The 14,453-nt window shown below is 62.1% G+C and carries 14 protein-coding genes and 1 pseudogene; 7 read left to right on the forward strand and 8 right to left on the reverse strand.

The annotated features are described in order from the left end of the window. Positions 1–121: 121 nt before the first annotated feature. Positions 122–424 (reverse strand): annotated as a pseudogene (locus GR702_RS21320) (hypothetical protein); the annotation flags it as partial. A gap of 77 nt (positions 425–501) precedes the next feature. After that, positions 502–1,143: a hypothetical protein gene (locus GR702_RS21325; RefSeq protein WP_017501047.1), complete on the reverse strand. Its 642-nt coding sequence runs from the start codon at positions 1,141–1,143 to the stop codon at positions 502–504. 188 nt (positions 1,144–1,331) lie between these two features. Between GR702_RS21325 and GR702_RS21330 the strand changes: the two genes are divergently transcribed. Next, the gene (locus GR702_RS21330; RefSeq protein ID WP_017501046.1) at positions 1,332–1,772 is read left to right on the forward strand and encodes a GNAT family N-acetyltransferase; all 441 of its coding nucleotides are present in this window, start codon (positions 1,332–1,334) and stop codon (positions 1,770–1,772) included. 48 nt (positions 1,773–1,820) lie between these two features. Continuing rightward, complete coding sequence (locus GR702_RS21335; RefSeq protein ID WP_017501045.1) at positions 1,821–2,309, forward strand: hypothetical protein; 489 nt, start codon at positions 1,821–1,823, stop codon at positions 2,307–2,309. Here GR702_RS21335 and GR702_RS21340 read toward each other — a convergent pair. The 4 genes from GR702_RS21340 to GR702_RS21355 all read right to left on the reverse strand — a co-directional run bounded on the left by GR702_RS21340 (position 2,263) and on the right by GR702_RS21355 (position 6,807). Continuing rightward, positions 2,263–2,811, reverse strand: coding sequence for a thermonuclease family protein (locus GR702_RS21340; RefSeq protein ID WP_026109156.1), 549 nt, complete (start codon positions 2,809–2,811; stop codon positions 2,263–2,265). The genes GR702_RS21335 and GR702_RS21340 overlap by 47 nt on opposite strands. Positions 2,812–3,052: 241 nt before the next feature. Beyond that, entirely contained in the window at positions 3,053–3,664 is a 612-nt protein-coding gene (locus tag GR702_RS21345; protein WP_017501043.1) for a DUF6927 domain-containing protein, read from the reverse strand. Then, a complete protein-coding gene (locus tag GR702_RS21350; protein ID WP_026109155.1) occupies positions 3,664–4,614 on the reverse strand; it encodes an ArdC family protein in 951 nt (316 codons plus the stop codon). Before GR702_RS21350 ends, GR702_RS21345 begins: the two co-directional genes overlap by 1 nt. A gap of 84 nt (positions 4,615–4,698) precedes the next feature. Beyond that, the gene (locus GR702_RS21355; protein ID WP_017501041.1) at positions 4,699–6,807 is read right to left on the reverse strand and encodes a ParB/RepB/Spo0J family partition protein; all 2,109 of its coding nucleotides are present in this window, start codon (positions 6,805–6,807) and stop codon (positions 4,699–4,701) included. Between the two features lie 352 nt (positions 6,808–7,159). Here GR702_RS21355 and GR702_RS21360 point away from each other — a divergent pair, with 352 nt between their 5' ends. The 5 genes from GR702_RS21360 (at position 7,160) to GR702_RS21380 (ending at position 11,645) form a co-directional block, all read left to right on the forward strand. Beyond that, complete coding sequence (locus GR702_RS21360; RefSeq protein ID WP_017501040.1) at positions 7,160–7,372, forward strand: hypothetical protein; 213 nt, start codon at positions 7,160–7,162, stop codon at positions 7,370–7,372. 168 nt (positions 7,373–7,540) lie between these two features. Further along, positions 7,541–8,404, forward strand: coding sequence for a DUF4238 domain-containing protein (locus GR702_RS21365; RefSeq protein WP_080727353.1), 864 nt, complete (start codon positions 7,541–7,543; stop codon positions 8,402–8,404). Continuing rightward, on the forward strand, positions 8,349–9,845 hold the full coding sequence (locus GR702_RS21370; protein ID WP_237449872.1) for an abortive infection family protein: 1,497 nt from the start codon (positions 8,349–8,351) through the stop codon (positions 9,843–9,845). The genes GR702_RS21365 and GR702_RS21370 overlap by 56 nt, the downstream gene beginning before the upstream one ends. A gap of 35 nt (positions 9,846–9,880) precedes the next feature. Next, complete coding sequence (locus tag GR702_RS21375; RefSeq protein WP_017501037.1) at positions 9,881–11,008, forward strand: hypothetical protein; 1,128 nt, start codon at positions 9,881–9,883, stop codon at positions 11,006–11,008. A gap of 76 nt (positions 11,009–11,084) precedes the next feature. After that, complete coding sequence (locus GR702_RS21380; protein WP_337192671.1) at positions 11,085–11,645, forward strand: hypothetical protein; 561 nt, start codon at positions 11,085–11,087, stop codon at positions 11,643–11,645. A gap of 7 nt (positions 11,646–11,652) precedes the next feature. Here GR702_RS21380 and GR702_RS21385 read toward each other — a convergent pair whose 3' ends face one another. After that, the gene (locus GR702_RS21385; protein WP_026109152.1) at positions 11,653–12,081 is read right to left on the reverse strand and encodes a hypothetical protein; all 429 of its coding nucleotides are present in this window, start codon (positions 12,079–12,081) and stop codon (positions 11,653–11,655) included. A gap of 151 nt (positions 12,082–12,232) precedes the next feature. Beyond that, complete coding sequence (locus GR702_RS21390; RefSeq protein ID WP_080993742.1) at positions 12,233–13,972, reverse strand: strawberry notch C-terminal domain-containing protein; 1,740 nt, start codon at positions 13,970–13,972, stop codon at positions 12,233–12,235. Between the last annotated feature and the right edge of the window lie 481 nt (positions 13,973–14,453).

Genomic DNA, 14,453 nt, shown 5'->3' on the forward strand with positions numbered 1-14,453 from the left:
CTCTCCAAGTGGCACCCCCTTCGCGTGTAGCCAGATTACCCGGATACCTCGTCCGGCGAAATGCGCTTGCTGTCAGCCGGTCTCAGGCCGCCGCGAAACGCACACCAGAGGGATCACTTCATATTTTCTCGAGCAGCGAAAAATAGGGCGGCCAGTGCTTGAACCGTTTGGGCACATAGCGAACGACCTCGTAGGGGATCCCTCGCTGGGCCATCCAGGCGGCGATCATCGCCTGATACTCGTAGGTTTCCGGCTTTTCAGTGCCGGTGTCAGCGGTCAGGACGAGATCAGGTAAGGAGCCGCGCGCCTCGAGCTCGACAAGAATAGCCGTGCTGTCGACGCCGACGCCATAAGCAAGCACCGTCGGGCCACGCCGGGAAAAATCAATGCGATCGATGATGCGCTGAGCTGCAGGATCGCTCATGCATGCCTCCGTGGTAGAATGGGATGCGAGGGGCGCCTGGAGATGTTGGCCAGACGCCGCCTTGGTGCGTCAGCGAGTCAGGCAACCAGAGCCATGGGTTCTGCCGCAGGGGTCAAGGTCAGCTCTCGCCGCAATCTTGCGGCAAACCGTGCCGGGTCGAGCAGATTGATGAGCGGTGCCCGCCGGTCGCGATCACCCCAATGGTCATCCCGGCCTCGGACCCGGCAGTAGGTCACTTCCTCGCCGGGAAACACGATATCGAGCGACAGGCGGACCCTGAGCTCGTCCCCGTGGAGAATGATTTCACCCGACTGCGCCAGCGTACCGCGCCTCGCGGTGAGGGTGTATCCCGAGTCCGGCAATCCCAGCGCATCCGCGAGGGCGCGGAGCGCCACCCGCCCCTCTCGATGGAAGGCCCGTTTCGCGGCCTCGTCATTCGCCACCCCACGATAGGCGAGCGTCGGCAGAGCTGGGACAAGGCGCAACCGATCGATCGCGGCCTCGCACTGTTCCTGCAGGGCATCGATATCCGGAGCAGAGGCGCAGACCGAGTGGAAGTGCCGCACCAGCAGGATAACGGCAGGATCGCTTTCAATAGCGCAACCCGCATTGCGGGCGTCGGTGATCGCGGCCTGCACCGCGTGCAACGTGGCTGGAATTGTGGTGAGCGCGCTCGGGTCGAGCGCCTGCTGAAAGCGGTAGGCGACGTCATAGGTCATCGGGCATCTCCGGCTTCAAGCTCCCATCGAGCTCGACCGGCCTCTTCCCCCTCCCCTTTTTCCCCGACGCGCCGGTGCGTTGCCATCGCCGCTGGGGTTGCCCTTGAAACGACACGTGGAGCCGCCATAAATTTGTTTCGTTCGCGCGGCGGTGCCGCTCGCTGAACCCGTCGCCGGAGATCGAGAGAATGGAGTTTGAAGAGTTAGGGTCCAGGGCAGAGCTGGCCGAACTGGAGGCCGAGCTTAATCGCGAGCGCTGCCAGCCCGATAGCAAGGTGGCGATATGCGACCTTGGTGCGTCAGACGACCTAAATCCACGGTACTTCGTCGCGCGGATCGACGGAAGGCATGCCGGCGGAGCGACCTTCACTCAGACTGATGACGGGGGTTGCGAGCTTCACAAGCTTTACGTCCATCCGGCGTTTCGCCAGCGCGGCGTGGGCGCGGCGCTGGCCGAAAAGGTAATGAAGATCGCCTCCGAGCTGAACTATCCGGAAATCGACATCGAGATGTCAGGCGACAGTCTCGAATTCTGGGATCGATGGGTTGGAGAGCGGCCTTTTGAATATCACGGCACCCGTCAATTCTCGGTGATCCTGAAACCCGGTGGACCCTCAACGGAGGGTTGACCGGTCAGCTTTGTTCACGTTACGTTCAATTCGAACGGAGTGATTCCCATGAAAGCTACGATCTTCCACGACCATTTCGACCTTGATGTAACCCTGCGGGATGCTTCGCTGGATCCCCACACGCGCCCGACCCGCCGCATGATCGCCGGAGCCTCGCTTGGCATGTGTGTCGAAGACGCATATTTCTCGGTTCGGGAGCTGCGTGAGGCCGTCCAGTGGGTGCATGAAGGCGAGATTGCTGGGAAGAAGCGTCTGGCCGCCATTTTGGGGAACGATGGTGCCGACGATTTTCAGCGCTGCATCTACTACTGCCTGGCCGGACGCGGCGTCGTCGCCATGCTGGACGATCTGATGTGGCTCGAGGATTTGCTGGAACGGCGAGGCCGGGTTGCCGGCAAGCTGATGCGGGCAAAGGGTCGCGCCATGCCGCTGATCGATCCTTATGTGTCCAAGGAGCCCGACGGACCCGTCGGCCGAATTGACGCCGATTTCAGGCAGGGCCCGTCCTGGTATCTGGACCCTTCCCTCGCCGACTGACCCGCGCTTCGCATGACAGGCGTTCGCCGCGGCGCCACTTTGCCGGCTCGATCCATCGACCGGCATGCATGCCCGCTTCGGCTTTTTTCGCCGTTGCGAACGCCCGCTGGTATCGCGTGGCACGATCGGGGTCGCTCTTCAGATACTGTACGGCCGGGACGGCGAGCCCGGCCGCAATCAGCCGCTCCCCCAGATCGACGCCCGAAACCTCGACTGTCGCCACCCGGCGCCGATAGGTCCGCCCACTGGCGAGGGTGATGCGCACCTCCTGGTCACGAAGCGCACGGGCCAAATAGTCCTGAGCCGCCTTGCCACACGGCCACCACCCCTGATCGTTCGCGCAAAGCTGGCGCTTCTCGGGCGCATCGAGGCCAAGCAGGCGAAAATCGACGGAGAGTGTATCGCCGTCAATCGCGCGCGCCGCAGCTGCGAAACTGGCTTGGTCGGCCGTCCCCTGCGTCGGCTGCGAGCAGCATCCGATGAGAAAGAGCGGCAACAACAAGGCTAGACGCACAGCAGGACCTCGACTTCATCGTGGCTCGAGGCCTCGGCGGCGGCACGATAGGGCTGGATTGGATTTCCAGTGCGTATGATGCAGGCGCGCTGGCCGGAGATAAAGATCCTGTGCGCAACCCGCTCTGCATGTGCCCGGCTGCACAGCAAGGCGCGCTTGGCAGAGAGCGATGGATCCGGGTTTGAAACAGACATGGGCGGCCTTTCGGTTGAAGATGCCGTAGTGGCGGTCAGCAGAAGCGCGTTTTATGGACCCGGGTCACCGGCACGATGGTCCAGTCCCGTTGCATCAGCCGTGAGATGCGGTAGCCGCGACCACTTGTCGGATCGCGTAGGACCGTGCGGCGCCCCCGCCGCTCCACCAGAAACTCGCTCCCTTCATGGCCGTCGGTGAAGGTGATCGTCGCGGACAACCGAATACGGTCGCCGTCGGCCAGTTTGCGCGACTTTCGTTCGAGACTGGCACGGCACCGTCGGCGCCAGTCCAGCGCATGGGCGTTCTCGGTCGCGGTCAGCAGGTCGAGGATGGCTGCCGGACACTCGGCCTCATAGGGCCCCATATTTTCCGTCATATCCTTGTACCCAAACACGAGTCCTTCACGGTCGTGGGGGTTCCAACGGACCAGGCATATGATCGCGATAATCTCGCCGCCCTGCCTGTTCGTCATGACCTGGGCGGCGGCGTAGTAGACACGGTTCTGCGGGCAGGACGAAGCGAGTACCCGCAGTCCGGTCGTACCGCCATCATCCAGCGCCCGCTCATAGGTGAACTGCGCGTCGAGATAGGCACTCGCGGACGCATGACCGCCAAGCGATCCACGTTGCATGTAGAGCCAGCCCATTACACGCCCTCCCGCTGTTCGCTGGGCGTTGCCATGTCCTCATCCGGCGCATCGCAAGATGTACCTCCGAAGGCACCGAGAAATGTTATGGCCTGCTCGGCCTTGGCGGCGGCATGGATGATGGCACTCTTGTCGCCCCGAAGGATCGACAGCCAATGGCTCACATAGCTCGCATGGCTTTGATGAAGTTCGTTGGGGAGACCAAGCTCCGCGCAGCCCAGACCTGCCCCGATCTCGGCCACAAGTTCCTCAAATGCGTAAGCCTGATCGCCGAAGCGCTTGCCGAAGGTGCGCGCAAGGCGGCTTGCATGTCCGCTCCAATGGACCGTCTCGTGCAGCCGCGTGCTCGCATACAGATCCATGCTGTCGAAAGATGACGGCCTGGGCATTTGGATATAGTCGAAGGTGGGGCTGAAATAGGCCTCGCTTCCGCCATGGCGAACGGCTGCCGGGATCGGTTCGAAGAAGCGATCGATGACGGCCTGTCGCCCTGAGGGGGTGGGCTCGGGATCCGCCAAGGGCGCGGCATAGTAATAGGCGGGGAGCCCGTCGATCTGGTCGGCATTGAAGACGATGTAATGGCGCAGAAAGCGAATGTTCTTTTCGACCGATGCACCTGTCACCACGTTGGTCTCGGTTTTCTTGAACTGGGAGAAGTAGACCGACACCGCCCCCCGCTCGCCCTTGCGGACATGCCCGCCGAGCTGCTCGGCCTGGCGGAACGTCATCCAGTAGCGCGAGGTGTAGCCCTTGGCGTCGCCCAAAGCCCACAGGTACAGGGTGTTGATGCCAGTATAGGCGGTTCCGCAATGTCTGAGCGGACGTAAGCCCTGCCCCGGGGCGCCTCGCCAGGGTCGCTTCCACGGGGGTACGCCCTGTTCGAGCTTCTCGATGATGAGATTGGTGATTTCGGCGGCAACGTCCCGCCGGGCACTGGTGGGTTTCGGCATGTTAGGATCCGATCGGGATACAAAAAGGACCGCTGGCGCTGCATCGCGCCAGCGGTCCGTTGGGCCAGAAGGTGAAATGCGCGCTCAGACGGCGGCGATCATCTCGTCGGGAGCATCGAGGAGCTCGTCGCAAGCAGCCTCTTCGCCCGCCTCCAGTGCGGCATGCGCCTCCTCGCTCTCGGCCTCGCTTTCGGCGTTCTGGTCATCCTGCGGATCGTCCTGCGCTGACGCGGTGTCGAGGAAGCGCATCGCATCGGGCACCCATTTGAGCGCCGCCTCCTTCACTTCAGCCTCGACCATGGCCTCGCCCGCGAACAGCTTCTCGCAGGTCGAGGAGATATCGGGCTTCTTGGAGGCTGCGTAGCGTCCGGAGACAGCCGGACCGCCGACATCGTGCAGCAGGCTCAGCAGCGCCGCCTTGGGCACCCGATCGAAGAAGTTGACCGAAGTCGGACGCCACCAGGCCGCGACATCGACCTCCATGATCGTTGCGAGGCGGTTCTGAAGGGCGTTCTGCGGCACCGTACCGTAGCCATCCTTGGCTTCGAGCGACATCGCAACGATATAGGCGAGCCATCCAGCCTTCGCATCGTCATCAAGGTCGCGGAACGCCTCGAACCGCGCGACCGGATCGGCCGCTTCGGTCCAGGCCGCCTCCAGCCCGTCCTGCGCCTCCGCCAGGAAGGTGCGCGCGATCGTAGCGGGCTGCTCGCCGACCACAGGGTCCTGCGGAGCCGATGCGCGGATCGTCGAACCATGTTTGGCAAGATACTGGCGCCGCCCATCCACCATGACGAAGATGGCGTAATCGAGCGCCAGCGCCGGATGCTGGATAAGGTTGGCCGCCAGCACGTCGCGGCGTTGCATTGCCAACTCCTCGAAGAGCCGCATGCTGAGTGCCTTTCCGCCCGGAGCAACCGTGTCGGGACGAGGCGTCACGGCCTCGCGCTCGCTGCGGCCAGTGGTCTCGCCGTCAGCATTGCCGCCGTCATCACCGGTTTCGGCGGTGTCATCCAGCAGTGAACCGCTTTCGTCGAGGCGCAGGGGCTGCTCGCTATAATAGGCGGTATCGAGCAGCAGTTCGCCGCGCTGCGTGAGGGTTAGGAATGCTCCGACCAATGGCCGCAAGGCATCCGGCAACACGCTGGGTCTGTCATGCAGCCCGCTGCGCTCCTCAGCGAGCCGGTCATATTCCGCGTCGAGCTCGGCAAAGCGCTCTTCGGCGATGTCCTCGTCGTCCATCTCGGACTGGATCGCTTCGAGCCGGGTGTCGATTGCGTCGAGGTGCAGCCGCTCGTCATCCGTGAAGGGGAGTTGGGGCAGCATGACCCGATAGAGGCCTGCGGCCGCGTTATAGGTGTGGGCACTCGCGATGGGGCGAATCCAGGCCAGACCGGTTTCCTCGCCGATGCGCTTGGCCTCCGCCTCCATCTTCTCGCCGCCGAGGCGCTGCGCAATTTCCGGGTTGACCCAGCGATCTCCTCCGTCGCTGAACAGGTCACGATCGACCGCACCGCCGGCGGCAACATAATCCGTCTCCCCAACCAGCAGCGCGACGGGATCATTGGCTTTCATCGTCTCATTGGCAATGGCCCGCCGGATTGCGTCGGCATTGATATAGCTGTGGTGGCTGTAGCTGTTGTAGATGAGGAGCTGCTTTTCGCGGTTCTCAGTCGATGCATAGGCCTTGGCGAGGTCGAGGGTGAGTTCACCTGCTGCAAGCGCGTCGAAGATCGGATCTGCGAGGTTTGCCAGGCGCAACCGCTGCTCGATGAAGCGACGGGTCTGCCCGAACCGCTTTGCGACCGCATCGACGTCGCCATCCACCCCAAGGAAGTGCTGGAAGGCCCGGCACTCTTCGGCCGGGGACAGCTTGAGCTGGTGGAAATTGGCCGCGAGCGAAGTCTCGCTCAGAGCCGCATCGCTGTCCTTGAGCACAAGAACGGGCACGTCGAAGCTGTCGGCGTCGATGGTGCCGCGCTCGGCGAGCAGCAGCAGGCCGCGCAACCGCCGTCCACCATCGAACACCTCGAATGTACCGCGCGGCCTGGCTGGCGTGACAAGAAGGTTCTGGAGAACACCGCGCGCCTCGATGTCGGCCGCCATCGGCTCGATCGCGAGATCCTTTTCCGGTGCAGTGCGGACATTGATGGGCGAGAGGCGAAGCTTCGCCAGTTTGACGGTCTGAATCATGAGGGCAACTCCTTCTGGCATCCGGACCAATCCGGACATCACCCTCGATCCCCCTTCCCTCTTTCCCTGGGCCACCTTCGGGAGGCTGCGAAAGGGCGCCGGGCGTTGCGAGCAGTCCGCGCTTCCAAAATTGGCGACGGCCGCCTATGGCAATGCCTTCTCGCGGAGACGCGAGCGGGGCGTGGAAACCTCGAAGAGCAAGAGCCGGTCTCGTTCAAAACCGGGTGGCGGGCGCGTATGTCCAGGCCACCCGGCTAAAGGCGTTCGCGCCTAGCTTGCTCTAGGTTTCCAACACCCGGTTCCGAAGCGACGACGCGCCATTCGGGCGCGTCGCCGGCTTCCAGGGGGGGATATGGACGCTCGCGATGAGAGGCCTTGGCTGGCCATCGGTTTGATGCGCAAGGCAGCGCAGATCCTCGACGCCGCAAATGCGTGCCATGCTGCGTCCCTGGCACGGTCGGCCACCATCGCAATACTCACCGACCTGGGGCTTGAGCCCGAGGAGGAGCTTGACCCGGACCTGGCCACTCTCGTGGTGGCAGTTCCGCTTAATCCAGGCGATTAAAGTATCTCGCGCGGCGACAGATAATTATCTTGCCGGACCAGTGGTAATCGACCCCTTTGGCCCCATGTAGAGGAACAATGAAGGGGGTGCCGGGTGTTCGAGAAAGTTGCAAAAAATCAGCACTATGTCTGGAAGCACTATCTTCAGGCCTGGACGATCGATGATTAACTGACGTGCCATCGGCAGCGCGATCGCCAAACGATCACCACCAATCCCAAAAATGTCGGCAGTTCACGCTATTTTTACAGAGTGGAGACCTTCTCGGAGCGTGAACTGGAGTATCTGCAGGCGCTTCCGAACCGATCGAAAAGCGAGCTGGCCCGGAAGGTCGCGCTGAATTTCATCCATTTTTTCACCATGACAACGCAGCTGCGTCGACTGATCGCCTCCCTTCCTCCTCGCGACGAGGAGACGCGGGCCAAAACCGAAGAGTTGCTGCTGAACGCCGAGCGCGGACTTGGCGAAGCATGGCACGTCAGCGTCGAGCACAAGGGCGCACCCTTTCTCGATCGGTTGCGTATGGGAGACGCCTCGTTCTGGACCGATGAGCGCGAAGCCTCCGATTTCTGCTTCTTCCTTGGGACACAATTCACGAGGACATCCCGGATGAGCAAGGCGATCTCGGCGATCGAACTGCCTGCGGGCCTCGACCTTGCGCGCCTCTGGCCCGTGGAGAGCCATCTTTGGGCAACGGACGTCGGCGCGGGCTTTACCGGTCACCGTAGAACAACCCACGCGACGATCCTTACCAACGACACGTCCACCCCCTTCATCACCGCCGATCAGCCGGTGATCAATCTGCGGCCGCAGGCCGACCCGATCTCGATATTCTACTATCCCGTAACGCCCACCATCGCGCTTCATCTGGAAATTGGCCAGCCCGACTGCCAGGTTAAGACCCGGGCCGTATCGCAGTTCGAAGCCGAACGTCTCAATCATGACATGTACCGATGGTCAGAAGATCAGCTCTACGGCATTGACGGAGCCTATCTCGAGGCGGTCGCCAGCCTGCCAAAAACAGAAGTTCTGTGAGCGGGCATTCAGGCGGACAGATTTTCTGCCCGTCTTTCCTTGCCTTCGGATATTTGACTTCAAGAGGCTGATAATCAACTTGTTTCCGATTTCGTTTCACCCTTTCAGACGCTACATTCGTTTCCCATCGCCAGAAGATGTACCCGGGGGGTTTTGCTTGAGCAACGATGATGACGAGGCATATCTGGCGGCAGTCGAGGCAATGCTCACGGCCGAAGGCATGGCAGAGGCTGCTGAACTGCTGCGCACGGCCGAAACCGAAGTCGTTGAAACCGGCTTTGACAACTGGAATGGTGGAACCCGCCTCTACACCGTTTTTCTGGGGATAGACCCGGCGGAATACGGGCGTCTCGGGTCCAAGCGTGACACGCTCCAGGAACAGATTTCGGCGCGGGTAAGGGCCGTTTTCGAACGGGACGACAACACCGGCTTCAGCGCGGCGATCCGCCCGCGCATTCGCGCCCGTCCCGACTGGCGCACCGCGCCGGCGACCCTCACCCGCCGGGCTCGGCGCAACATCATCGACGGTATCAAGGTCGATGGGGTTTCCTGGATGGGTGCGCTGAGCGATGTGGAGTTCCTCCAGCGCCTATGGGATCTCAAAGCCCTGCCATCCACCGACGACCGGTTCGACGATGCCGCCGGTGACATATGGCAACACCGGTTCAACAATGATGATTGGGAAGATGACTGGATCTTCGAAGACCAGCGCTTCAATCTGATCGACGGTTCCGCTGACCGCTTCCTCGCGTTTCTGGCCGAGATGGTCCACCCGGTGGTGCGTCCGGATCGCAACCAGGCCCTAGAGATCGTGCGTAACTTCAACGATCAGCTCCGTCCCGAGGGCTGGGCCCTGGTGGAAATCGAGAAGATCGCCGGCCGCCCCCGCTTCGTAGCAAAGGCGATCGCAGACATGGGCGGACGCGCGGTCATGCGTGCAAAGTCCGTTGCCGACGCACTCGATGCGGCCTGGATGCAGAAGGAGATCGAGCGGGTTGAGAATGCGATCGAGCGGGATCCTGCGTTGGCGATCGGCACCGCCAAGGAACTGGTCGAAAGCTGTTGTAAATCGGTACTGACCAAGCGCGGGGTCACCTATTCGAGCAGCGCCGACCTCCCAGCGCTCACCAAGCTCGTGGCCAAGGAGCTCGGCCTTGTTCCTGAAGATATCACCGATGCGAAGCGAGGCGCTGAAACCATCAAGCTGATCTTGCGCAATCTTGCTGCGCTGACCCAGTATCTGGCTGAACTGCGAGGCCTCTATGGTTCGGGCCATGGCCGTGACGGCCGGCATCGCGGGCTTCAGCCCCGCCATGCCCGTCTTGCGGTCGGCGCTGCGGTCTCGTTCATCGACTTTGTCACTGAAACCTTCCGTGAGCGCCAGCTGCGCGACACCGCCGCAGATAGTGCGCGGACCGCTGACGCCAGCGCCATTTCCTGACCACTGCCGCCCAAGGCCAACAAGAGGCACCTGCTTTGCCGACGTTCGAGCATCAGTTCACCGCCGCCAACGGCACCGTTACAACGAACTCAATCAGCCTTACCGTGCAGGATATCGAGAATGCCGGGGTGCTTGAGGTTCTGCAGTCTCCCGGCGCGACCCTTGGGCACTGGCAATTTCTCGGCGCCCTTCTCGACCCGACGGTCAGCAGTTTCAGCTTTCAGCAGCCACTCGGCCACGCCCGCGAGGTGAAGACTGCCATTTCCGGACTTTTCGGGCGGTTCGTAGCGCGGGCTTATGCGACGCAGCACCTTGGCCTCACGCATTTCGCCCATGTTCGTAAGCCGCCAATGGCACTGGGGGGCGTGATGCGAGGGCAGTTGAGGCGCGTGCCGTACCAGCGCGGCGACATGCCCGATTGGGTCGCCTGGGGCCCATCAGCCGGGATGGCGATCGTCGAGGCCAAAGGCTGCCACGACGGCAAAGGCCCGCAAGCTGCGCTGGATCGCGCTTACGTCCAAGCCAATCGCGCCGAGATCCGTGTGCGGGGCCGTCCTGCTCCCTTCAAACGATACGCAATCGCCACCCGTTGGGGTTTTACCAGCCCAAAAACCTCGGCGCCGATGCTCTGGGTCAAGGACCCCGACGAAGATGCCGAGATCAGCGCTGCTGAACAAGAGAGCCTGCAGCTTGCCATGGTGCGATGGCACATGGGCTCTCTTCTGGTTTCTCTGGGCCACGATGCCCTGGCCAAGCCGCTGCTTGAACTGACAGGACATCGCTTCAAGAACAGGGTTGCTGACGCGCAGCGACGGGCAGAAGCGGCCCTAGACGACACCGTCCCAATGGTGGTGGAAGGTGACATTGCCCCTGATACCCCTTTGGTGGGTGGCTATGTCGGCCGCGCAGGGCGCCTGAGCGCGACCCAGTTGGACGCGAGTGAACTTGCAACCCTTAACAAGCTCGGCCTGCGTCCGACATTTGTGGGTATCGAACGCGATGCCATCAAGCAGGCGATCGAGGGAACGGTGCGGCGTGCGCCCCCGGCCCTTGATGACGATGGCACTCTGTCGTTACGGGAGGGCGAGGATGGAGCGGGGAGCTGGGTGCTTCCGCTCGACGACGACGCGCGCCGTGTCCTTCCCCTCGACGGAGGCAGGTGAGTTGCCCTTGCCGGATTTTGATCTGCCTGACCGGTCGCTTCCGTTGGAACTGATCTGGCCGGCTGTAGGCAACCCGGTGGCGATCCTCCGTTTCGAACGGCCGACCCAATGGCGCGAATTTGTCGCGTCGATGGCGCTAGACGCGGCCATACCAGACATTGTCCGCCTGAAGTTCGAACGGGCCCTCAAGCTGTTCCTGTTGGGATGGCTCGACGCCGACCTCCTCAAGGGCGCCGAGTTGGTGGCACTGACGGCGCTCGAACTCGCGCTGCGCGACCAATATGGGAAGATCGTCGCGCCGATCGCAAGCCGGAAGATCAAGCCCGGATCGCCTGAGGCGATGATGGTGCCCGCGCCACGATACTCTTTCAAGGCACTACTGCGCTACATGGTCGAGGGGGACGGCCTTACGGACGACGCACTTCCGATGATCGTGCGCTGCCGCGGCACCGCGATCGGTCAGCTAACCGGATCGATGAAACCGACGCTTGATGAACGGCGCAATGCATTAGCGCATGGCGATCCATTCGACGGGATGCCGACGAGTGGCCTTGTCGAACTGGTGCGCGATCTCATCAGCTTCGCATATCGGGATCGGCTTGGAACGAGCCCCGGGCTGCCGCACAACGCCTCCTGACAGGCGATCAATCCTCCGCGGGGGCAAGAAGCCATTGATAGGCTGCATCTGCGTCGAGAAACACCTTCATGTGACCATAGCTGGCGGCGCGCTTTTGCTGGATGCTTTGGAGACTGGTTGTCACGACATAGGCGCGACGGTCCTGCTCGCGGAACAGCTCACGATGGGCGGTGGCAAAGCGATCGGCTAGCGACTGGGTCATCACGTTTGAATCTGTCAGGTCGACGAGGATCCGCAAAGGCTTTTGCGACCCCCGGGCTGACCTGATGAACCGCGCATAGTCGAGAAGGAACCGATCAGCGTCCGCGACCTCCCAGAAGCCGACCACGGTGCACAGGATGACGCCGTCGGCGGAGAGGTGAAGCGTGTACAGGCAATCGCCATTAGGTCGTTTGACGACGACATCGCCTAACCGCGAAGCGCTCTCGGCACTCATATCCAACTCCTCACAGGCCGCCTAGTTTGTATGTTCGTATCACAAATACAACGCACCGGAGAGTGAGACATTAGGCGAATAATTTACGCCTAATATTTCGTTATTAACTCTAAACCTCACTATCCGTTCGCGGTATTTCTGAATCGATACGCTAGAGAACCTCGCCCGTTCCCAGCAGCCTGGCGATGATGGCTTCAGCCTGATCGATCGGGATAAAAATCCGGGTGCGATACTGTATGATTTCGGTGAAGCAGCCGAGGGATTTCAGCCAGTCGAGCTGCCCATGCGGTGCTCCACCAATTTCGACCCTGGCCTTCCCGTTGACGAGTGCACGCTTGAGCGTCGCCGGGAAGGGGCGCGCTATTTCGACACTGCGTCCCGCAAGCACTGCCTTGGCGAGGTCAGAAGGCGGTAAGGCCTCGGCTCGGTCGAGACCGAGCTTGGTGAAGAGCGCAACAACATGCTCATCAAAGACAAGCCTGCCTAGCCAGGATTTACCCTCGCCATCGACAATGCGGTTTACCGACAGGTGATCTGTTGGCAGCGAGGACCAGATCGGTAGCAACAGCCCGGTCGCCAGACGGATTGTCTCTGTATCGACCGTCGCTGCAGCCTCCTCGGCCTCGCGGGTCCAGGCCGCGATAAAGTCCTGCCGGTCCATCGGCTCCCAGGCGCTTTCGAGGAGATCTGCCTCGCGGACATATTCTCTTCGGGTCGGGCGCTGCAGTTCGATCCGCGGGACCGGAATGCCATCTTCGCCCATTCCCGAGCGCGCTCTGGTCCGCAGCGCAACTTTCTCCGAGCGCGCATTGCGCACAAACGCCGCTGTCGGATCGTCCTTCGCCATGCGCAGGATCCGCTCCAGCATGATGGGATGGCGGCGGCGCTCGATCTCGATGGTGAGCAGATGAGAGGTCGCCCCGCTCAGAGGATCGGTGCGCAGGACGCGGTCCTCCAGGATCGTTGCCTTGTCGACCATGATGGTCTCGACACCGACATCAAGCGTACCTGCCTCGCGCGCTGCAGAAATCCGGGTTTCTACCAGCGCGAGAAACTCGTCGAAGATCCGGTTCTGAAGATCGATCGGGAGCGCCAGCAAGCGGTTCAGCCATCGCTGGATCGGCGGCATCTCGTCCTTGAGGACACCGTCGTTGTCGCACAGTTCGAGCCCCGTGCGCTGCTGGAAGTCATCAAAGGTGGTACTCTTGAGCTTGCCGGCATGGAGCAGATCGAACCAGGTAAGAAGCGCTGCACAAGCATATTCGCTCTCGAGATTGTCGGACGGATCGAACAGGTTCTGGCCGCCCGTCTGCCGCTGCCCGCGCGTCAGGGCCCCCAGGCTGTCGAGGCGTCGGGCGATCGTACTGGTAAACCGCAGCTCGCCCCGGCAATCGGTCGTGACAGGACGGAACAGCGGGGCACAAGCCTGATGGGTTCGATGGGTTCGCCCCAGCCCCTGAATGGCGCGATCCGCCCGCCACCCAGGTTCAAGCAACAGATGGACACGCTGCTGCTGGTTGGGCGCGTCGAGCGATGCGTGGTAGGACCGACCCGTTCCACCCGCATCCGAGAACACCAGGATGCGTTTGCGCCCCTCCATGAAGGCAGAGGCCTCCGCCTGGCTGGTACGAACAGAACGGGATTCCAGCTTCTGTCGGCCACCCTCGATTGTTACGAGCCTCTTGGTCCGTCCCGTGACTTCAGCAACCGCGTCGGGCCCAAAATGCTCGAGCAGAGCGTCAAGAGCGGACATGATCGCTGGCATCGCGCAAAGCTGTTCGATGAGCCGATCGCGGGCGGCTTCAGCTTCCGGGTTGTAGATCGGTCGGCCCGTATCGTCGACCATAGGAAGCGAGCGCGCCGTGCCCGTGTCATCGGTGAAGACGCGCATCTGCCGGGTCGGAAAGGCGCGCTCAAGATAGTCGATGACATATTCGCGGGGTGACAGATCCACATCGAGATCGGCCCGCTCCTCAGGACTGAGATCGCCCAGGCGCCGGTCGAGGATAGACTCTGCAGTCGTCACGAGTTGCAGGACCACTGAGGCGCCATCCTCGAGGTGCCGTTCCACGCCGGCGATGACGGTGGGTAGCTTCATGCTCAGCAAGACCTGGCCGAAGAAGCGCTGCTTGGTCGATTCCAGGCGTGACCTGGCGGCCGCCTTCGCCCCGCTGTTGAGCGTCGCATTCTCCAGGCTATCGACCACAGCGGTCAGTTCAAGCGCTCTCTCCATGTTCCGATGGATGATGGCTTATCGCGAGGAAGCGGTAATGCGAAGGAACGCGGCGTAGGCCTGCGACGCTGCGGAGCATTTCGCCACGTCCTTCACATTATTCTACAGGGTGTCGAGCCATTCCATCAGACTGGCATCT

It is taken from the genome of Novosphingobium silvae (assembly GCF_009856825.1).
Classification (GTDB): Bacteria; Pseudomonadota; Alphaproteobacteria; order Sphingomonadales; family Sphingomonadaceae; genus Novosphingobium; species Novosphingobium silvae.